Origin of the sequence: Aliiroseovarius halocynthiae (genome assembly GCF_007004645.1) — a bacterium.
Lineage (GTDB): Bacteria > Pseudomonadota > Alphaproteobacteria > Rhodobacterales > Rhodobacteraceae > Aliiroseovarius > Aliiroseovarius halocynthiae.
In genome coordinates this window covers 1-21,380 of record NZ_ML660030.1, presented here as the reverse complement: position 1 = coordinate 21,380, position 21,380 = coordinate 1, and the positions used below count along the sequence as shown (strand labels likewise).

At 56.2% G+C, this 21,380-nt stretch carries 17 protein-coding genes and 1 tRNA gene; 16 read left to right on the top strand and 2 right to left on the bottom strand.

Going from position 1 to position 21,380, the window contains the following annotated elements; genetic code table 11:
* Positions 1 to 89 precede the first annotated feature (89 nt).
* Positions 90 to 1,112: an NAD-dependent epimerase/dehydratase family protein gene (locus tag FIL88_RS16295; protein WP_142854947.1), complete on the bottom strand. Its 1,023-nt coding sequence runs from the start codon at positions 1,110 to 1,112 to the stop codon at positions 90 to 92.
* 111 nt (positions 1,113 to 1,223) lie between these two features.
* Positions 1,224 to 2,063: a hypothetical protein gene (locus FIL88_RS16290; RefSeq protein WP_142854946.1), complete on the bottom strand. Its 840-nt coding sequence runs from the start codon at positions 2,061 to 2,063 to the stop codon at positions 1,224 to 1,226.
* Between the two features lie 102 nt (positions 2,064 to 2,165).
* Between FIL88_RS16290 and FIL88_RS16285 the strand changes: the two genes are divergently transcribed.
* The 16 genes from FIL88_RS16285 (at position 2,166) to fusA (ending at position 21,295) form a co-directional block, all read left to right on the top strand.
* Positions 2,166 to 2,241, top strand: a tRNA-Trp gene (locus tag FIL88_RS16285).
* Between the two features lie 90 nt (positions 2,242 to 2,331).
* Positions 2,332 to 2,991, top strand: coding sequence for a DUF1007 family protein (locus FIL88_RS16280; RefSeq protein ID WP_246066758.1), 660 nt, complete (start codon positions 2,332 to 2,334; stop codon positions 2,989 to 2,991).
* Positions 2,979 to 3,914, top strand: coding sequence for a nickel/cobalt transporter (locus FIL88_RS16275; RefSeq protein WP_142854945.1), 936 nt, complete (start codon positions 2,979 to 2,981; stop codon positions 3,912 to 3,914). Before FIL88_RS16280 ends, FIL88_RS16275 begins: the two co-directional genes overlap by 13 nt.
* A gap of 69 nt (positions 3,915 to 3,983) precedes the next feature.
* The gene (secE, locus tag FIL88_RS16270) at positions 3,984 to 4,175 is read left to right on the top strand and encodes a preprotein translocase subunit SecE (protein WP_142854944.1); all 192 of its coding nucleotides are present in this window, start codon (positions 3,984 to 3,986) and stop codon (positions 4,173 to 4,175) included.
* Positions 4,176 to 4,329: 154 nt separating this feature from the next.
* A complete protein-coding gene (gene nusG, locus FIL88_RS16265; protein WP_142854943.1) occupies positions 4,330 to 4,863 on the top strand; it encodes a transcription termination/antitermination protein NusG in 534 nt (177 codons plus the stop codon).
* A 105-nt stretch (positions 4,864 to 4,968) separates the two neighbouring features.
* Positions 4,969 to 5,394: a 50S ribosomal protein L11 gene (gene rplK / locus FIL88_RS16260; protein WP_142854942.1), complete on the top strand. Its 426-nt coding sequence runs from the start codon at positions 4,969 to 4,971 to the stop codon at positions 5,392 to 5,394.
* 1 nt (position 5,395) lies between these two features.
* The gene (gene rplA / locus FIL88_RS16255; protein ID WP_142854941.1) at positions 5,396 to 6,094 is read left to right on the top strand and encodes a 50S ribosomal protein L1; all 699 of its coding nucleotides are present in this window, start codon (positions 5,396 to 5,398) and stop codon (positions 6,092 to 6,094) included.
* A gap of 452 nt (positions 6,095 to 6,546) precedes the next feature.
* Complete coding sequence (rplJ, locus tag FIL88_RS16250) at positions 6,547 to 7,059, top strand: 50S ribosomal protein L10 (RefSeq protein ID WP_142854940.1); 513 nt, start codon at positions 6,547 to 6,549, stop codon at positions 7,057 to 7,059.
* Between the two features lie 69 nt (positions 7,060 to 7,128).
* Complete coding sequence (rplL, locus tag FIL88_RS16245) at positions 7,129 to 7,503, top strand: 50S ribosomal protein L7/L12 (protein WP_142854939.1); 375 nt, start codon at positions 7,129 to 7,131, stop codon at positions 7,501 to 7,503.
* A 244-nt stretch (positions 7,504 to 7,747) separates the two neighbouring features.
* Entirely contained in the window at positions 7,748 to 11,884 is a 4,137-nt protein-coding gene (gene rpoB / locus FIL88_RS16240; RefSeq protein WP_142854938.1) for a DNA-directed RNA polymerase subunit beta, read from the top strand.
* Positions 11,885 to 11,934: 50 nt separating this feature from the next.
* Positions 11,935 to 16,191: a DNA-directed RNA polymerase subunit beta' gene (rpoC, locus tag FIL88_RS16235; RefSeq protein ID WP_142854937.1), complete on the top strand. Its 4,257-nt coding sequence runs from the start codon at positions 11,935 to 11,937 to the stop codon at positions 16,189 to 16,191.
* A gap of 282 nt (positions 16,192 to 16,473) precedes the next feature.
* Entirely contained in the window at positions 16,474 to 16,968 is a 495-nt protein-coding gene (locus FIL88_RS16230; protein WP_142854936.1) for a hypothetical protein, read from the top strand.
* A gap of 210 nt (positions 16,969 to 17,178) precedes the next feature.
* On the top strand, positions 17,179 to 18,015 hold the full coding sequence (locus FIL88_RS16225; RefSeq protein ID WP_185961006.1) for a DMT family transporter: 837 nt from the start codon (positions 17,179 to 17,181) through the stop codon (positions 18,013 to 18,015).
* A gap of 286 nt (positions 18,016 to 18,301) precedes the next feature.
* The gene (gene rpsL / locus FIL88_RS16220) at positions 18,302 to 18,673 is read left to right on the top strand and encodes a 30S ribosomal protein S12 (RefSeq protein ID WP_008331617.1); all 372 of its coding nucleotides are present in this window, start codon (positions 18,302 to 18,304) and stop codon (positions 18,671 to 18,673) included.
* Positions 18,674 to 18,685: 12 nt separating this feature from the next.
* A complete protein-coding gene (gene rpsG / locus FIL88_RS16215; RefSeq protein ID WP_142854935.1) occupies positions 18,686 to 19,156 on the top strand; it encodes a 30S ribosomal protein S7 in 471 nt (156 codons plus the stop codon).
* 21 nt (positions 19,157 to 19,177) lie between these two features.
* Entirely contained in the window at positions 19,178 to 21,295 is a 2,118-nt protein-coding gene (gene fusA / locus FIL88_RS16210; RefSeq protein WP_142854934.1) for an elongation factor G, read from the top strand.
* The last annotated feature ends 85 nt before the right edge of the window (positions 21,296 to 21,380 follow it).

Below are 21,380 nucleotides of genomic sequence, written 5' to 3'. Positions count from 1 at the left end.
GGGCATAGCCAAATCGCCGAAAGCCAATAAGATAGAAGATAAGAAGGGGGCGCTCGTTGGAGCGTCCCCTTTGGCTTTAAGTGACTGTTCTAAGAGTCGCGACGCTCCAATAGCAAAGCTTCCTGTTCCGCGCTCATCCCGCACTTAAGGGGGACGTTCCTGCGAATGCGATCCCAGTCGACGAGCGGCGTCAGGGTCTCGGCCGGCGGGCGACACGAAAGACCTGCACTGCGCGCCTTCGCGGTACTGACATTCAAGAAATAGCGAAATTCAGCAACCGAGGGCGCCATTAAGGGGATATCCACCCATGGGGCAAGGCCTGAATCAGTGATGACTTGTTCGTCGATCCAGACAGGGGTTGCCGCTGAACCCGTTGCGTATGTGATACCCTCGATGACCTCAGCAAAGGTTATGCATTCACCTGTCACGTTCCAGATGCCACCATTTTCTGCTATTGCGCATCTAAGGGCGAAATCTGCGACATCCCGGACATCAATAAACTGAACTGGCCTGTTTTGCGGCGCAGGGGCAGGGAATGTTCCGCGCGCTCCATCGATGCGCCGTACCCACCAGGTCAGTCGGTCGGAATAGTCGCCTGCGCCAACCAGTAGTCCAACACGTAGCGACGTGGCGCGATCTCCCAACATGCGCTCTGCTTCAATTTCGCAGGCGCGTTTGAGCGCGCCGTAGGACGCGCCATAGGCGGCAGCGGATGAGCGTCTGCCATGGGGCAGGCTTGCGGCTAGGGCAAGGTCATCGGCCGTGGCGGTTGGAACGTTTTCCGTTTCATCCAAATTCGGTTTTGAAAAGGATCCATATGCTGAAATGCTAGAGATTAAGACGTACCTTGAAATTCCATCTCCGATCGCGCTCAGCAGATGAGTTACGGCGTTAGGCGCATAGCCGCAGGTGTCGAAGACCCAGTCAAAATTGTGGTTCTTCAATATGTCCAGGGATTGATGTCGATCCGCAGCTAGCGTTGTTGTCGCAGCGCCGGTCTGGCGTTTGGTCTCACCCCGAGACAGAATTGAAACAGAATGCCCCTCTTCGAGAAGCGCATCCACAATCACGCCGCCCAGAAACCCTGTGCCACCAACTACCAAGCAACGCATCAACATATCCCCAGTGAAGTTGAACCGAGCTTATGCCGCACGTCGTGGAGCTGCAAACGGTACGTGGCTGTGGGTTGGGTGGTTGCGAGAGCAAGCAGCCTGCAGCGACTTCTATTGCGGGGATGGGAAATGCGTGGCACGGCTCGCGTTTGGATGCTTTTGAAGTACCGCGATTTGCCGTGTCATTCGCTTCGAGACGGGAAACCCTGCTTCTTCTAAGCGTTCTCGTGCACGGATCAACGTGGTGATCCGATCTTCGGGTGCCAGTGCGCTGACCCGCAACGTTTCCAGTGCATCTGCGTCAAGTTTTTCGGTATTTAGAAAGACTACTGTGTGTTTCTGAACGCATGCGACTGGGGTGAAGTAGTCGGCGAGAAGTTCCATTTGGATAGGGATCCATGGCAGACGCCAGAACAAGTAATCCTGTTGTATGACCAGTGATCGTCTGGGAATGAGCGACGGAAAGAACATGTGGGCCATCTGGTCCATTGTCGGTATGGTCTTTGAGGCATCCATCGCCAGAACCTCAATCGCGCCGTCCTCCCAGACCTGATCTTCGATATTGCCGGGGTAAAGCGCGATCCTTTCGGTCCAGGGCGTGAGCAGGTCAATTGTTAGATCAAGGATCTCTTCGCCGTCGAACGGGGCGATACCCTGTGCATAGAGAATCTGATTTTTGGTAAGCTCACTTGCGTGGAACCGGTCATAGGCATGAATCAGCCCCGGGTGGCCTGCGCGTTGGTGACCAGCGGCGAGCCGCGCAGTCGATCCACCTGCAAAGCAGCCCAGATCAACCACCGCACCATCACCTTGCATCCATTCCGACGTGGCCCATGCATAAAATTGCTGTTCTTCCGGTGCCAACATTGTTGGCACTTTCTTCGCTTGCTCCAACACTGCTGGATCAAGGGTCTTCCACGGGGTCTGTTCGAAAACTGTCGGATCGGTCATTGGTGGGCCTGTTTTTAGGGGCTTGGTGAAAGATAGCACCAAAAATGTCAACGAAAGCTCTTGATAATCCGGGCGTGCTGGAATAATCGCTGTCTCGGTCATAGGGGTATAGCTCAGTTGGTAGAGCGACGGTCTCCAAAACCGTAGGTCCCGGGTTCGAACCCTGGTGCCCCTGCCACCACCATCAAGAAATAGATGACCCAGCGATGCCCCGCTTAACAGTTCAGGGGCTGTTGTCGCCGTGCATGGACCGGGTTACATCCGTGGCATGAGTTTTTTGCGTTCTACACTATTCTCGCTTCCCATGATTGCGGCCACCGCAGTGCCTTTGGCCAGCCATCCGCATGTGTTTATCGACGCCGGTGCGAATCTGATATTCGATGACGCAGGTCAGCTGGCCGCCGTGCGCGTTTTCTGGGCCTATGACGAGTTCTATTCTATGCTTCTGATCGAAGATAACGGCTTGGACACGGATGGAGATGGCACCCCTGAACAGGCCGCGCTGGATGCCTATGCTGGGAAGGACGTGGATTGGGATGCCGGATTCCCAGGGGATTTGTATCTTCAAAACGAAGGGGCGGATGTGGGATTGTCTGGCCCGGTCGAGCATGGCATGCGCTATGAAGAAGGGCGTGTTGTATCGTGGCATATCCGGCCCTTGAAAACCCGCCTAAAGGTCGGATCCGAGCCGGTTCTGGCCCAGATTTATGATCCAACTTTCTTTGTGGCCTATGACTTGCATCTGCCAGTTACCGTCGAAGGGGCCGAGGCCTGTGCGGTCGAGCAGATCCCCGCGGATCTGGGAGCGGCTTATGACAAGGTCGAAAGCCTGCTTTACGGTCCGGATAGTGCTGAATACTCGGAAGATAGCTATCCGGAAGTGGGTCACCTATTTGCAGATAAGATGTTGCTGACATGCTCCGAATAATTTCGATTTTATCATTTGTGATTCTGGTTTCGGGCGTTGCCTTGTGGGCCTCTGGTGCGCTGGATGGCATATCGGCTTGGGCGGCAGACTGGCAGCGGCAGGTGCAAACCTCGATGGCGCGCGGGCTGCGTGCGCTTAGGGCAGGCGAGCCGGGCGCCCTGATCGCTCTGCTTACGATTTGCTTCTCGTACGGGTTCTTTCATGCGGTGGGGCCGGGGCACGGTAAGGTGCTTATTGGGGGCTATTCACTGGCGTCTAAGGCGACGATGTGGCGCATGTCTTTGGTGGCGCTTCTGTCGTCGCTGGCACAGGGGCTTAGCGCCATTCTTTTGGTTTTTGCGGGCGTCTTGGTGTTGAACTTGACGCGCCAGCAGATGGTGGGTCTGGCCGAGGACTGGTTTGCGGATGCGAGCTATGGTGCGATTGCGTTGATCGGGCTTTATCTTTTGGTGCGCGGTGCCCGAAAGCTGTTTCGCGTTTCGCGTGGGGCCGCACATTCACACGACCACGACCACGCGGGTCATGCGCATCACCATCACGATGATCCGAACTTTTGCCATGATTGTGGTCACGCCCATGCCCCCGACCTGCATGCGGTTGAAGCCGCCGGGGGGTGGCGCGAGCTGGCGGTCTTGATCGCCGGGGTGGCGATCCGGCCGTGTACTGGGGCGTTGTTCCTTTTGGTGCTGACTTGGCAGATGGGTTTGGTCTGGCAGGGCATTCTGGGCGTCGTTGCGATGGCGCTTGGCACCGCTACGGTCACGATTGTGACGGCTCTGGCAGCGGTGAGCTTGCGAGGTGGGCTTCTTGCGGCGGTTCTAAACGGGGGGGGCAGCATGGCCACCCGTGCCGTTCCAATGCTGGAAATTGCGGCCGGAGCACTGATCGTGATCGTTGCTTTGGGCCTTTTGGGGCTGGTTTGACGTACAAGGCTTGAAAACCCCGTGCGCATTGCGTAATTGACCGCCTATCATATGAAAGGCCGAAAACAGATGACCAATCCGTTGCAATTCATCCAGCAAGTGCGCGCCGAGGTGTCCAAAGTCACCTGGCCGACCCGCCGTGAGGTTCTTTTGACCACCGGCATGGTCGTTGTGCTGGCGGCTCTTACGGCGTTGTTCTTTTCGCTTGTGGATCTTGGCATCCGCAGCGGGCTGTCGGCGGTGCTGAACTACTTCGGCTAATGCGCCGTCTTTGCCCTTGAAATGAGTGTATTTCAGGGGTACTCCGGTCACCACTTCGGGACGGGCGTGCGGCGAATCAAGTTGCACGCCGATTTTTTGTTCCCGGAAACAGAATTTGAACTGCCCCTTGGGGCGTAGGAACACAGAGGCTGACATGGCGAAACGGTGGTATTCGGTAAGCGTGCTGTCGAACTTCGAGAAGAAGATCGCAGAGGCAATCCGCGCTTCGGTCGAGGAAAAGGGTCTTGAGGACCAGATCGACGAAGTGCTGGTGCCGACCGAAGAGGTCATCGAGGTGCGTCGCGGCAAGAAGGTCCCGACCGAGCGTCGCTTCATGCCGGGCTACGTGCTTGTGCACATGGAAATGTCGGATGAAGGCTATCACCTGATTACCTCGATCAACCGCGTGACCGGTTTCTTGGGCCCACAAGGCCGCCCGATGCCGATGCGTGATGCCGAAGTACAGGGCATCCTTGGCCGCGTCGAAGAGGGCGCCGAGGCACCGAAGCTGATGATCAGCTTCGAGATCGGCGAAAAGGTCGCCGTGACCGATGGAGCCTTCGAAGGTTTCGACGGTCTGGTCGAAGAAGTGGACGAAGAAGGTCAGCGCCTGAAGGTGGCCGTATCGATCTTTGGCCGGGAAACCCCGGTCGAACTGGATTACACGCAGGTCTCGAAGCAGGGCTGATGTGTTGAAGACGTGGGAGGGGCGGTGATCGCGATCACCAATCCAGACCGCGGCAATGAGAGGCAAAGGGACGCGTCCCCGCGCCATTGTTAAAGGAGAAGCCAAATGGCTAAGAAACTCGCTGGCACGATGAAACTGCAGGTTCCTGCAGGTCAAGCCAACCCCAGCCCGCCCGTCGGCCCCGCACTGGGTCAGCGCGGCATCAACATCATGGAATTCTGTAAGGCGTTTAACGCCAAGACGCAGGATCTGGAGCCCGGCGCACCGTGCCCGACCGTGATCACCTATTATCAGGACAAGTCCTTTTCGATGGACATCAAGACGCCGCCTGCGTCGTACTTCCTGATCAAAGCCGCTGGTCTGAAGTCGGGTGCAAACAACCCCGGCCGTGAAACCGTTGGTTCGGTGACTGCTGCTCAGGTGAAAGAAATCGCCGAAGCAAAAATGAAAGATCTGAACGCAAACGACATCGAAGCTGCGATGCAGATCATCCTGGGTTCGGCCCGCTCCATGGGCATTGAGGTGAAGTAAGATGGCAAAACTGGGAAAACGTACCACTGCCGCTCGCGAAGCCTTCGCCGGCAAAGACAACCTGACCGTTGAAGAAGCTGTTGCGCTGGTTAAGGGCAACGCCAAAGCAAAGTTCGACGAAACCATCGAAATCGCACTGGCTCTGGGTGTTGACACCCGTCACGCAGACCAGATGGTCCGCGGCGTTATCGGCCTGCCGAACGGCACCGGTAAAACTATGCGCGTTGCTGTGTTTGCACGTGGCCCGAAAGCTGAAGAAGCTCAGGCTGCTGGCGCAGACATCGTGGGTGCAGAAGACCTGATGGAAACCATTCAGGGTGGCACTATCGAATTCGATCGCTGTATTGCGACACCAGACATGATGCCGATCGTTGGTCGTCTGGGTAAAGTTCTGGGCCCGCGTAACCTGATGCCGAACCCCAAGGTTGGCACTGTGACCATGGACGTCAAAGCGGCTGTTGAAGCTGCCAAGGGCGGCGAAGTTCAGTTCAAGGCTGAAAAAGGTGGCGTGGTTCACGCTGGCCTGGGCAAAGCCTCGTTTGACGAAGCCAAGCTGGTTGAAAACGTGCGCGCGTTCATCGACGCCGTTCAGAAAGCCAAGCCCACTGGCGCCAAAGGCACCTACATGAAGAAAATCTCGCTGAGCTCGACCATGGGTCCGGGCGTCACGCTGGACGTGGACAACGCTACCGGAAACTGAGTTTCTTCAGTCTATTAAAAGCAAAGGGGCGCCTAAACTGGGCGCCCTTTTTTGTGTGTTCAGCGTGAGAACTTTGAGAAGTCAGGATTCTGTGATAGGGTTTATTGGTTGGGTCGCCGGTGTTTCTTAGTCGTGCGCCCTGTTAGGGGTTGGAAAACTCCTCGAAACATCCTAAATAGACCAAGCATTTCAGCGTGCGATTCGTCGTGCGCTGCTTTGCGTTTCGTCCGAGACGGTGGGTGACGCCGGTGGGCCAAGCTGAAAAGCGGCCGCGCACAAGTGTCATAATTCCTGCCTGAGATGGGAAATGAACAAAAGAATTCTCTCGGCCGCTTGGCCTTGGGGCGATTTTGCGAAGGACCCTTATCGCGGACCCGATTGCCGGGTTTTCCTTGAAAACTCGGTAAAATATGAGCCGGAGGGGTCAAACCCTCCATACTTGGAGTGAAACTGTGGATAGAGCACAAAAAGAAAAAGTGGTCGAGGAACTCGGCCAGATCTTTGAAAGCTCTGGCGTCGTTGTGGTTGCCCACTACGCCGGTCTCACGGTTGCCGAAATGCAGGACCTGCGTTCGCAAATGCGCGAAGCTGGCGGGTCGGTGCGTGTTGCCAAGAACAAGCTCGCCAAAATCGCCCTTGAAGGTAAGCCGGCCGCTTCGATCGTCGACTATCTGACGGGTATGACTGTTCTTGCCTATTCCGAAGATCCTGTGGCTGCGGCCAAGGTGATGGATGGCTACGCAAAGGAAAACGAGAAGCTCGTGATCCTTGGCGGTGCCATGGGTGAGGACGCTCTGGACCAGGCTGGTGTTAAAGCCGTCGCCGCTATGCCGTCGCGTGAAGAGCTTATTGCTTCGATCGCTGGCTGTATCGGTGCACCTGCTTCGAACATCGCCGGGGCCATTGGCGCGCCTGCTTCCAACATCGCATCCATCCTCGAAACCATCGAGGAAAAGGCTGCTTAAGCAATCTGAGACCAGCGGAGCGGAATATCACCCTACGTTGGAACACATCTAAATACGGAAAGAAGTCAAATGGCTGATCTGAAAAAACTTGCAGAAGAGATCGTGGGTCTGACCCTTCTCGAAGCACAAGAACTGAAAACCATCCTGAAGGATGAGTATGGCATCGAGCCCGCCGCTGGCGGTGCCGTTGTTATGGCTGCTGGTGGCGACGCCGGTGGCGCAGCTGCTGAAGAAAAAACCGAGTTCGACGTTGTTCTGAAGAACGCCGGCGCCTCGAAAATCAACGTGATCAAAGAAGTTCGCGGCATCACCGGTCTTGGCCTGAAAGAAGCCAAAGAGCTGGTTGAAGGCGGCGGCAAGATCAAAGAAGGCGTTGATAAAGCCGAAGCAGAAGACGTGAAAGCCAAGCTGGAAGCAGCTGGCGCTGAAGTCGAACTGGCTTAAGCTTTAAGCTTTTGGGCCCGCGGTGGCCTGCAAAATCAAGGCTGGGCCCGGAGAAATCCGGGTCCAGCCGAACCTGTCTTGAAGAGGGCCTGAATGCGGGCCTTGTTCTGGGAAAGGTTCAATGGATCGGGAGGGAACCCTTGGGCGGGTTTCCATGAATTGGTTCGAACCCCCGTCTCGGACGAGGTGTCGCCGGTGACCCAACGGTTGGCGCCTCAGTTGAGAAATGAAAGGTAAATACCTTATGGCGCAGACCTATCTTGGCCAGAAACGCTTGCGTAAGTATTACGGCAAAATCCGTGAAGTATTGGAAATGCCGAACCTGATCGAGGTTCAGAAAAGCTCGTATGATCTTTTCCTGAATTCTGGCGATCAGCTGGAACCGATGGACGGAGAAGGCATCAATGCTGTTTTCCAGTCGGTTTTCCCGATCAAGGACTTCAACGAAACCTCGATCCTCGAGTTCGTGAAATACGAGCTGGAAGAACCGAAATTTGACGTCGAGGAATGCCAGCAGCGCGACCTGACATATTCGGCGCCGCTGAAAGTCACCTTGCGTCTGATCGTGTTTGATGTGGACGAAGACACTGGCGCAAAGTCGGTGAAGGACATCAAAGAACAAGACGTATTCATGGGCGACATGCCCCTGATGACGCCGAACGGCACTTTCGTCGTGAACGGCACCGAGCGCGTGATCGTATCCCAGATGCACCGTTCGCCGGGCGTGTTCTTCGACCACGACAAGGGCAAGACGCATTCGTCGGGCAAGCTGCTGTTCGCCTGCCGCATCATTCCTTACCGTGGCTCGTGGCTGGACTTCGAGTTCGACGCCAAAGACATCGTCTTTGCCCGTATCGACCGTCGCCGCAAGCTGCCTGTGACCACGCTGCTGTATGCGCTGGGTCTGGACCAGGAAGGCATCTGTGACGCGTATTATGATACCGTTCAGTTCAAGCTGAAGAAGAACAAAGGTTGGGTCACCAAGTTCTTCCCCGAGCGTGTTGCCGGCACCCGTCCGGTACAGGATCTGATCGACGCCAAAACCGGTGAAGTGATTGCCGAAGCCGGCAAGAAAGTGACGCCGCGCGCCGTTAAGAAGCTGATGGAATCGGGCGACGTCACCGATCTGTTGGTGCCGTTTGACAGTATTGTTGGACGTTTTGTCGCCAAAGACATCATTAACGAAGACAACGGCGCGATCTATGTCGAAGCCGGTGATGAGCTGACGCTTGAGCACGACAAAGACGGCGAGCTGATCGGCGGATCGCTGAAAGAGCTGTTGGATGCGGGCATCACCGACATTCCGGTTCTGGACATCGACAACGTCAATGTCGGCGCCTACATCCGCAACACGATGGCGGCTGACAAGAACATGGGCCGCGACACCGCGCTGATGGACATCTACCGCGTCATGCGTCCGGGTGAGCCACCCACGGTTGAAGCGGCCTCGAACCTGTTCGACACGCTGTTCTTCGACAGCGAGCGTTATGACCTGTCGGCCGTTGGTCGCGTGAAGATGAACATGCGTCTGGCTTTGGACGCCGAAGACACGCAACGCACCCTGCGTCGCGAAGACATCATCGCCTGTATTAAGGCGCTGGTGGATCTGCGTGATGGCCGTGGTGATGTCGATGACATCGACCACCTGGGCAACCGTCGTGTGCGTTCGGTTGGCGAACTGATGGAAAACCAGTATCGCGTTGGCCTTCTGCGCATGGAGCGTGCGATCAAGGAACGTATGTCCTCGGTCGAGATCGACACAGTGATGCCGCAAGATCTGATCAACGCGAAACCGGCTGCTGCGGCTGTTCGCGAATTCTTCGGTTCGTCGCAGCTGTCGCAGTTTATGGACCAGACCAACCCGCTGTCGGAAGTCACCCATAAACGCCGCCTGTCGGCGCTTGGGCCGGGCGGTCTGACCCGCGAACGTGCTGGCTTCGAGGTGCGTGACGTTCACGCAACTCACTATGGTCGTATGTGTCCGATTGAAACGCCGGAAGGGCCGAACATTGGTCTGATCAACTCGCTGGCCACTTTTGCCCGCGTTAACAAATACGGCTTCATCGAAACACCTTATCGTAAGGTTGTGGACGGCAAGGTCACTGACGAAGTGAACTATATGTCCGCCACGGAAGAGATGCGTCACACTGTGGCTCAGGCCAACGCCCATCTTGATGAAGATGGCCGTTTCGAGAACGATCTGGTGAACACCCGTCAGTCGGGCGAATACACCATGGCGCAGCGCGAAAGCGTTGATCTGATCGACGTGTCGCCGAAGCAGCTGGTTTCGGTCGCTGCCTCGCTGATCCCGTTCCTTGAAAACGACGATGCTAACCGTGCTCTTATGGGTTCGAACATGCAACGTCAGGCGGTACCGCTTCTGCGGGCCGAAGCTCCATTCGTGGGCACCGGCATCGAAGGCAAGGTTGCCATCGACTCGGGTGCGGCTATTCAGGCCAAACGCGGCGGTGTGATCGACCAAGTTGATGCAACACGTATCGTTGTACGCGCCACCGAAGACCTTGGTCTGGGTGACGCGGGCGTTGACATCTATCGTCTGCGCAAGTTCCAGCGTTCGAACCAGAACACCTGCATCAACCAGCGCCCGCTGGTGAAAGTTGGTCAGAAGGTCACCAAGGGCGAAGTGGTTGCCGATGGTCCGTCGACAGATATGGGCGAATTGGCCTTGGGTAAAAACGTGGTCGTCGCGTTCATGCCGTGGAACGGCTACAACTACGAAGACTCGATCCTGATTTCCGAGCGCATCGCGCGTGATGACGTCTTCACTTCGGTGCATATCGAAGAGTTTGAAGTTGCTGCACGTGACACCAAGCTTGGGCCGGAAGAGATCACCCGCGACATTCCCAATGTTGGTGAAGAAGCACTGCGCAACCTCGACGAGGCTGGCGTTGTGTATATCGGTGCCGATGTAGAACCGGGCGACATTCTGGTTGGTAAGATCACCCCGAAAGGCGAAAGCCCGATGACGCCGGAAGAAAAGCTTCTGCGCGCCATCTTCGGTGAAAAAGCTTCAGACGTGCGCGATACGTCGCTGCGTGTGAAGCCGGGTGATTTCGGGACCGTTGTTGAGGTTCGCGTCTTTAACCGTCACGGTGTTGAAAAAGACGAACGTGCCCTTCAGATCGAGCGCGAAGAGGTCGAAAGCCTTGCCCGCGACCGTGATGACGAGCTGCACATTCTGGAGCGCAACACCTATGCCCGTCTGAAGGACATGATCCTGGGTAAGGCGGCTGTCAAAGGCCCGAAAGGCGTGAAAGCCGGTTCGACCATCTCGGAAGAGCTGCTGGAAGGTCTGTCGCGCGGTCAGTGGTGGCAACTGGCGCTTGAGGATGAAGACGACGCGAAAATCGTTGAAGCCTTGAACGAACAGTTCGAAGCCCAGAAACGTGCTTTGGATGCCCGCTTCGAAGACAAGGTCGAAAAAGTCCGTCGCGGCGACGATCTGCCGCCGGGTGTGATGAAGATGGTAAAGGTCTTCATCGCAGTGAAGCGTAAGCTTCAGCCGGGTGACAAGATGGCCGGTCGTCACGGGAACAAAGGTGTTATTTCCAAGGTTGTACCGATGGAAGACATGCCGTTCCTGGCTGATGGTACGCCGGTTGACTTCTGTCTGAACCCGCTGGGTGTGCCGTCGCGTATGAACGTCGGTCAGATCCTTGAAACCCACATGGGTTGGGCCGCACGCGGTCTGGGTCTGAACGTGGACGAAGCACTGGACGAATACCGCCGCTCTGGCGATCTGACCCCGGTTCGCGAAGCCATGCGCATCGCCTATGGCGACGATACCTATGAAGAAGGTATCGCCGGTATGGACGAGGACACGCTGGTGGATGCGGCGGGCAATGTGACCCGCGGCGTGCCGATCGCAACACCGGTCTTTGATGGTGCGAAAGAGGCTGACGTGAACGATGCGCTGACGCGTGCCGGGTTCGACACCTCGGGTCAGTCGGTTCTGTTTGACGGTCGTACCGGTGAGCAGTTCTCGCGCGAAGTTACCGTTGGCGTGAAGTACCTGCTGAAACTGCACCACCTTGTGGACGACAAAATCCACGCGCGTTCGACCGGACCTTACTCGCTTGTTACGCAGCAGCCGCTGGGTGGTAAGGCGCAGTTCGGTGGTCAGCGCTTCGGTGAGATGGAAGTCTGGGCCTTGGAAGCATATGGCGCGGCTTACACGCTGCAAGAGATGCTTACCGTCAAGTCGGATGACGTTGCTGGCCGTACCAAAGTGTACGAGAGCATCGTCAAAGGCGAGGACAATTTTGAGGCCGGCGTGCCGGAATCGTTCAACGTTCTTGTCAAAGAAGTCCGCGGCCTCGGCCTTAACATGGAACTCCTGGATGCGGAGGGCGAGGAGTAAGGCGCCTGCCTTACCCCTCCCACCCTTCCCCTGATTAAAGGAAACGCAAAATGAACCAGGAACTGACAACCAACCCGTTCAACCCGCTGGCCGCCCCCAAGGTGTTCGACGAGATCAAAGTCTCGCTTGCCAGCCCGGAACGGATCCTGTCGTGGTCGTATGGCGAGATTAAAAAGCCCGAGACCATCAACTATCGTACCTTCAAGCCCGAGCGTGACGGCCTGTTCTGTGCCCGTATCTTTGGCCCGGTCAAAGACTACGAATGTCTGTGCGGCAAATATAAGCGCATGAAGTATCGCGGCGTTGTCTGCGAGAAATGTGGTGTTGAAGTTACCCTTCAGAAGGTACGCCGCGAGCGTATGGGCCATATCGAGCTGGCAGCCCCTGTCGCTCACATCTGGTTCCTAAAGTCGCTGCCGTCGCGCATCGGCCTGATGCTGGATATGACCCTGCGTGATCTGGAACGCATCCTGTACTTCGAAAACTACGTTGTGATCGAGCCCGGTCTGACGGACCTTCAGTATGGTCAGCTGATGACCGAAGAAGAGTTCATGGACGCCCAGGACACCTATGGCATGGACGCCTTCACCGCCAACATCGGTGCTGAAGCGATCCGCGAAATGCTGGCGGCGATTGATCTGGAAGCCGAAGCCGAACAGCTGCGCGCTGATCTGGCCGAAGCCACGGGCGAGTTGAAGCCCAAGAAGATCATCAAACGTCTGAAGATCGTTGAATCGTTCATTGAATCGGGCAACCGTCCCGAATGGATGATCCTGACCGTGATCCCTGTGATCCCGCCAGAACTGCGCCCGCTGGTGCCGCTGGATGGCGGTCGTTTCGCGACGTCGGATCTGAACGATCTGTATCGCCGCGTGATCAACCGGAACAACCGTCTGAAGCGTCTGATCGAACTGCGCGCGCCTGACATCATCGTCCGCAACGAAAAGCGGATGCTGCAGGAATCCGTGGATGCTCTGTTCGACAACGGCCGTCGTGGCCGCGTGATCACCGGCGCCAACAAGCGTCCGCTGAAATCGCTTTCGGACATGCTGAAGGGTAAGCAGGGTCGCTTCCGTCAAAACCTTTTGGGGAAACGCGTCGACTTCTCGGGTCGTTCGGTCATTGTGACCGGCCCAGAGTTGCGTCTGCACCAATGTGGTCTGCCGAAGAAGATGGCGCTGGAACTGTTCAAGCCGTTCATCTACTCGCGTCTTGAAGCCAAGGGCCTGTCTTCCACTGTGAAGCAAGCCAAGAAACTGGTGGAAAAAGAGCGTCCCGAAGTTTGGGATATTCTGGACGAAGTGATCCGCGAACACCCCGTTATGCTGAACCGTGCGCCTACGCTGCACCGTCTTGGCATTCAGGCCTTCGAGCCGGTTCTGATCGAAGGTAAAGCCATCCAGCTGCACCCGCTTGTCTGTTCGGCGTTCAACGCTGACTTTGACGGTGACCAGATGGCTGTACACGTGCCGCTGTCGCTGGAAGCCCAGCTGGAAGCCCGTGTCCTGATGATGTCGACGAACAACGTTCTGTCGCCTGCAAACGGCGCACCGATCATCGTTCCGTCGCAGGATATGATCTTGGGTCTGTACTACATCTCGATGGAACGCGAAGGCATGAAGGGTGAAGGCATGGTCTTCTCCGACGTGGACGAAGTGATCCACGCCTTGGACGCTGGCGAAGTGCACTTGCACGCTAAGGTTCAGGCGCGTCTGCCGCAGGTGGACGAAGAAGGAAACACCGTCATGGTGCGTTTTGACACCACGCCGGGCCGTATCCGTCTGGGCGCACTTCTGCCGCAGAACAACAAGGCACCGTTCGAACTGGTGAACCGTCTTCTGCGGAAGAAGGAAGTTCAGCAGGTCATCGATACCGTCTATCGCTATTGCGGTCAGAAAGAGTCGGTTATCTTCTGTGACCAGATCATGTCGATGGGCTTCAAGGAAGCGTTCAAGGCTGGCATCTCGTTCGGTAAGGACGACATGGTTGTTCCGGACACCAAATGGCCGATCGTGGATGAAACCCGCGATCAGGTGAAAGGGTTCGAACAGCAGTATATGGACGGCCTGATCACGCTGGGCGAGAAGTACAACAAAGTTGTCGACGCCTGGTCGAAGTGTAACGACAAAGTCACCGACGCTATGATGGACACGATTTCGTCCAACAAGCGTGCCGAAGACGGCTCGGAAATGGAACCGAACTCGGTTTACATGATGGCCCACTCGGGTGCGCGTGGCTCGGTTACGCAGATGAAACAGCTGGGCGGCATGCGCGGCCTGATGGCCAAACCTTCGGGCGAGATTATCGAAACGCCGATTATCTCGAACTTTAAAGAAGGTCTGACCGTGCTCGAGTACTTCAACTCGACCCACGGTGCCCGTAAGGGTCTGTCGGATACCGCTCTGAAAACTGCTAACTCGGGTTACCTGACCCGCCGTCTGGTTGACGTGGCACAGGACTGCATCGTGCGCGAGCAGGACTGCGGCACAGAAAACTCGATCACCGCAGAAGCTGCGGTGAACGACGGTGAAGTTGTGTCCTCGCTGGCTGAACGTATTCTGGGTCGTGTTGCCGCCGAAGACGTTCTGGTTCCAGGCACAGAAGAGGTGCTGGTTGCCAAGAACGAAATCATCGACGAACGCAAGGCAGATGCCGTCGAAGAGGCTGGCATCGCTGCCATCCGCATCCGCAGCCCGCTGACCTGTGAAAGCGAAGAAGGCGTTTGCGCCAACTGCTATGGTCGTGACTTGGCCCGCGGTACGAAGGTGAACATCGGTGAAGCTGTCGGCATTATCGCTGCGCAGTCGATCGGTGAACCCGGCACGCAGCTGACCATGCGTACATTCCACATTGGTGGTGTTGCGCAAGGTGGCCAGCAGTCGTTCCAGGAAGCCAACCAGGAAGGCAAGATCGAGTATCGCAATGCGTCGGTACTTGAAAACCGTGACGGCGAAATCGTCGTTATGGGCCGCAACATGGTTATGGCCATCATGGACGAGCATGGTGCTGAACGCGCGTCATTCAAGATCGGTTACGGTTCGAAACTGTTTGTCAAAGACGGTGCCGATGTGGCCCGCGGCGACAAGCTGTTTGAATGGGACCCGTTCACACTGCCGATGATTGCTGAAAAGGACGGTACGGTTAAGTTCGTCGACCTGATCAGCGGTATTTCGGTTCGTGACGTCACCGATGACGCGACCGGTATGACACAGAAGATCGTGTCGGACTGGCGTTCGGCGCCGAAAGGCAACGAGCTGAAGCCGGAAGTGATCCTGGTGGCTGAAGATGGCGAGCCGGTCCGCAATGATGCGGGCAACCCGGTGACCTATACCATGTCGGTGGATGCCATTCTGTCGATTGAAGATGGCACCAAGATCAAAGCTGGTGACGTTGTTGCGCGTATCCCGCGTGAAGGTGCGAAGACGAAAGACATCACCGGTGGTCTGCCGCGTGTTGCTGAATTGTTCGAAGCGCGTCGTCCGAAAGATCACGCGATCATCGCCGAAATCGATGGTTATGTGCGCTTTGGCCGCGACTATAAGAACAAGCGTCGCATCTCGATCGAGCCTGCGGATGACACGATGGACACCGTGGAATACATGGTGCCCAAAGGTAAACACATCCCGGTTGCCGAAGGGGACTTCATCCAGAAGGGCGAATACCTGATGGACGGTAACCCAGCGCCGCATGACATCCTGTCCATCATGGGTGTCGAGGCTTTGGCTGACTATATGATCGACGAAGTTCAGGACGTTTATCGTCTGCAGGGCGTGAAGATCAACGACAAGCACATCGAAGTGATCGTGCGCCAGATGCTGCAAAAGTGGGAGATCCAGGATTCTGGTGAGACCACGCTGCTGAAAGGCGAACACGTCGATAAGGCCGAATACATGGCTGCGAACGAAAAAGCCGCCGCCGAAGGGCGTCGTCTGGCCTCGGCCGAGCCGATCCTTCTGGGGATCACCAAGGCTTCGCTGCAGACCCGTTCGTTCATCTCGGCTGCATCGTTCCAGGAAACCACCCGCGTTCTGACCGAAGCTTCGGTTCAGGGTAAACGCGACAAGCTGGTTGGCCTGAAAGAGAACGTGATCGTTGGTCGTCTGATCCCTGCGGGTACTGGTGGGGCAACCCAGCAGGTTCGCGCCATCGCGCAGAAGCGCGACCAGAAGGTGATCGAAGAAGCCCGTGCAGAAGCCGAAGCCGCTGCTGCACTGGCCGCCCCGGCCGAGGACGTCTTTGGCGATGCGCCCGAAGACGATCTGGGTCTGGTTGAAACCCCTGAAATGGGCGGCGGCGAACAGCCTTAAGGCGTTCTGTTTACAATATGCGAGGCCCCGTAATTTGCGGGGCCTCGGACCTAAGGAAACCCCGCTGTTATGGCGGGGTTTTCGCGTTTCAGGCGGCGCGCGGGCATGACTGGTCTTTCCGGGTGCTCAAGGTGCGGATCACGCAGGGAAGAGGCGCACTGAATGATGTAAGCCCAAACCAAATGATACATGGAATGCTGTTCCTAGCGACCATGCTGAACAATTGACGTGATCCATTGAAAATCCTATCCCATGGCCATCGTTGGATGTCGGAACAAGCATATGGATCGTTGGGACGATTTTCTCATCATCACACAGTTGGACGATAGGTTGTGTGACGGTCTTCGCGCCCAATTGGGGCCGCTGCTCACGGATGACATGCGGGATGCGATTTTCAAGCGCCTGGAATCCAAAGCTGATATCAGCAATATTCGGAAAATCCTGAAAGACCACAGGCTCCTTATTTCAAGCGAGTTGGCACATGATATAAACGACGCCTTGCGCGAAGTTTCGTCGGGCATTGAATACGTCCGGACCGATCTGGGCAAAACAGTCTTGACGATTAACCGTTGGATGTCGCCGTGGCATACGCAATCCTTACGCGGCAATCCGGCTTTCGAGGGCATCATGATTGGTGGCAACGCGGACGATCTGTTTAAGATCTATGTTACGGGAACGATCAGCTCTGACGAGGTATTGGACCAGTTAGGCGAGCTAATTGTGTCCCACGCTCCGCCATTCGACGTCGTGTATAATGTCTGCGTGACGGGCGCGTAAAGGCAGGGCGGCGAACTGCTTGGCTAGCTGTACTTCGCGGTTCTCATCGATCTGTGATCAGCACTGCTAGTGCGCACCATTCTTAGAATTGTATGGGTAAGGGGCTGTTTCTACTTGGAGATGTGAGGGGTGCATGTCTAAGGTGACGCTGCGGAAGTTATTAACGCGGTGACGATATTGAGTTCAGACAATTTAAAGGCAGCAGGGCTGATGTCCGGATCCATGGCCTGCTTCACATTCAACGATGTCTGCATGAAGGCACTGTCCGGGGTTCTACCCTTGGAACAGGCGGTGTTTCTGCGCGGGATCGCCACCTGTGTACTTTTGTTCCTTCTGGGGCGCAGCCTTGGCACGATGCATTTTAACCTGCCGCGCCGAGAATGGTCGCTGATCGGCTTACGTTGCTTGGGTGAAATCGGGGCGACCTATTGTTTTCTGACGGCACTTTTCCACATGCCCATCGCCAACGTCACAGCAATTCTGCAGGTGCTGCCGTTGGTGATTGCACTGGCGGCGTGGCTGTTTTTGTCGGAACCTTTGGGCTGGAGGCGTTTGTTGGCTATCGGCATAGGGCTTGTTGGTGTTCTGATGATTATCCAACCGGGCGCGGGCTTTTCGGTCTGGTCGCTCTATGCACTGTCTTCGGTCGGCTTCATCACGGTGCGGGATCTGACTGTGCGCAAATTGTCCCCCGATACGCCTTCGATGACCGTTGCGCTCATGGCAGCGCTATCGATCACTGCAGGTTTTGGCTTTGCTTCGATTGGAGTCGAATGGGTGCCAGTTGATAGGAATCTGCTGGGTGTGATCGTTTTGGCCTCCATGTTTATCTTTCTGGGCTACCTCTTCTCGGTCATGGTGATGCGCGTAGGCGATATCGTCTTCGCCGCGCCCTTCCGGTATACGGGGTTGATTTGGGCACTGCTGCTGGGTTTCATCATGTTTGGCGAATGGCCCAACGCGCTGACCCTGATCGGGGCTGCGATTGTGGTGGCGACTGGATTGTTCAACCTATTCCGCGAACGCGACATCGCCCGCGGCACGTAGATCCGCCATTGGATTGAGCGGGTCCAACTGTTGACAGCCCTATCTCAACCCCTTATACGCGCGAGCATCCAGCTGGGTATGTCCCGGCTATCCAAGTATTGTGGGATCAAGTTCGGGCTACTTTGAAGCGCCGATCCTCTGTGAACCAACCGCGACGTTTGCCTCGGAATGGAAACGCTCGCGGGTTTTCGTTTTGTGGGTTGTCACAAACCTGTAACGCGAAACAGATTTAACCGCGTGGGGGCTTCCCTGCGTAGACTGAGTTGAGAAACGGGAAAAGAGCCCTATGCCAACGATCCAACAGCTGATCCGCAAGCCGCGTCAGCCCAAAGTCAAGCGTTCCAAGTCGCAGCACCTGGAATCTTGCCCCCAAAAGCGCGGTGTATGTACCCGCGTTTACACAACGACCCCGAAAAAGCCGAACTCGGCTATGCGTAAAGTTGCGAAGGTTCGCCTGACCAACGGCTACGAGGTTATCTCCTACATCCCCGGTGAAAGCCACAACCTGCAAGAGCACTCGGTTGTTCTGATCCGTGGCGGTCGTGTGAAAGACCTTCCGGGTGTCCGTTATCACATCCTGCGTGGTGTGTTGGATACCCAAGGCGTCAAAGACCGTAAGCAACGTCGTTCGAAATACGGCGCCAAGCGTCCGAAGTAAGGAGAGCCAGATATGTCTCGTCGTCACGCCGCTGAGAAGCGCCAAGTTCTGCCCGACGCCAAATTTGGCGATGTAGTTCTTACAAAATTCATGAACAACCTGATGATCGATGGTAAGAAATCGGTTGCAGAAAAAATCGTCTATAACGCGTTGGATCGCGTTGAAGATAAAATCAAGCGTGCTCCTGTGGAAGTCTTCCACGAAGCGCTGGATAATATTAAGCCTTCGCTTGAAGTTCGTTCGCGCCGTGTGGGTGGTGCCACCTACCAGGTTCCGGTTGAAGTTCGCCCCGAGCGTCGCGAAGCGCTGGCCATTCGCTGGCTGATCACCGCCGCGCGTAACCGCAACGAGAACACCATGGAAGAGCGTCTTGCCGGCGAACTTCTGGATGCTGTGAACTCGCGCGGGACTGCCGTTAAGAAACGCGAAGACACTCACAAAATGGCCGACGCCAACAAAGCGTTCAGCCATTACCGCTGGTAACGCCAAGGAAGGACGAACACCATGGCACGCGAATATCCGCTCGAGCTGTACCGCAACTTCGGTATTATGGCTCACATCGACGCAGGTAAAACCACCTGTTCCGAGCGTATCCTGTACTACACCGGCAAGTCCCACAACATTGGTGAGGTGCACGATGGTGCGGCCACCATGGACTGGATGGAGCAGGAGCAGGAACGCGGCATCACCATCACCTCGGCTGCGACGACCACTTTCTGGGAACGTACCGAAGACGGTGAAACCGCTCAGACGCCCAAGCACCGCATGAACATCATCGACACCCCCGGTCACGTTGACTTCACCATTGAAGTTGAGCGTTCGCTGGCGGTTCTCGATGGTGCCGTTTGTGTTCTGGACGCCAACGCTGGCGTTGAACCCCAAACCGAAACTGTGTGGCGTCAGGCTGACCGCTACAAGGTTCCGCGTATGGTGTTCGTCAACAAGATGGACAAAATCGGCGCTGACTTCTTCAACTGTGTTGAAATGATCGAAGACCGCACCGGCGCACGCGCTGTTCCGGTTGGCATTCCGATCGGTGCTGAAACCGAGCTGGAAGGTCTGATCGATCTGGTCAACATGGAAGAATGGCTGTGGCAGGGTGAAGACCTTGGTGCATCGTGGATCAAAGCTCCGATCCGCGACAGCCTGAAAGACATGGCCGACGAATGGCGCGGCAAGATGGTTGAAGCGGCTGTCGAAGAAGACGATGACGCTATGGAAGCCTATCTGGAAGGTGAAGAGCCCGATGCCGACACGCTGCGCAAGCTGCTGCGTAAAGGTACTCTGGCCCTGAATTTCGTTCCGGTTCTGGGTGGTTCGGCCTTCAAAAACAAAGGTGTTCAGCCGCTGTTGAACGCTGTGATCGACTATCTGCCCAGCCCGCTGGACGTTGTTGATTACATGGGCTTCAAACCCGGTGACGAGACTGAAACCCGTGACATCGCCCGCCGCGCGGACGACGACATGGCGTTCTCGGCTCTGGCGTTCAAAATCATGAACGACCCCTTCGTTGGCTCGCTGACCTTTACCCGCATCTACTCGGGTGTCCTGAACAAAGGCGACACGCTTTTGAACTCGACCAAAGGTAAGAAAGAGCGTGTTGGCCGTATGATGATGATGCACTCGAACGATCGTGAGGAAATCACGGAAGCGTTCGCGGGCGACATTATCGCTTTGGCTGGTCTGAAAGACACCACCACCGGCGACACGATCTGTGCCGTCAACGATCCGGTGGTTTTGGAAACCATGACCTTCCCGGATCCGGTGATCGAGATCGCGGTTGAGCCGAAAACCAAGGCTGACCAAGAGAAGATGAGCCAAGGTCTGGGCCGTTTGGCTGCTGAAGACCCGTCCTTCCGTGTTGAAACTGACATCGAAAGCGGTCAGACCATCATGAAGGGCATGGGCGAACTTCACCTGGACATCCTGGTGGACCGTCTGAAGCGCGAGTTCAAAGTGGAAGCCAACATTGGTGCGCCGCAGGTTGCTTATCGCGAGACCATCTCGAAAGCGATCGAGCACACCTACACCCACAAGAAACAGTCGGGTGGTTCGGGTCAGTACGCTGAAGTCAAAATGGAAATCATGCCGACTGAAGCGGGCGAAGGCTATTCGTTCGAAAGCCGCATCGTTGGTGGTGCTGTTCCGAAGGAATACATCCCCGGTGTTGAAAAAGGCATCAACTCGGTTATGGATAGCGGCCCCTTGGCTGGCTTCCCCGTGATCGACTTCAAGGTTGCCTTGAACGACGGTAAGTTCCACGACGTTGACTCGTCGGTTCTGGCCTTCGAAATCGCTGCCCGTATGTGTATGCGCGAAGGCATGCGTTTGGCTGGCGCCAAGCTGCTTGAGCCGATCATGAAAGTGGAAGTGATCACACCCGAGGAATACACCGGTGGTATCATCGGCGATTTGACCTCGCGTCGCGGTCAGGTATCGGGCCAAGAGCCGCGCGGCAACGCCGTGGCAATTGACGCCAACGTGCCGCTGGCCAACATGTTCGGCTACATCAACACGCTGCGCTCGATGTCTTCGGGCCGTGCGCAGTTCACGATGCAGTTCTCGCATTACGATCCGGTTCCGCAGAACATCTCGGACGAAATTCAGGCGAAATTCGCCTAATCGAAATAGTCGGGCAGTGACCCATTGCTGCCCGGCCCCTTAGATTAACAGGAGGCCATCATGGCTAAGGAAAAGTTTGAACGCG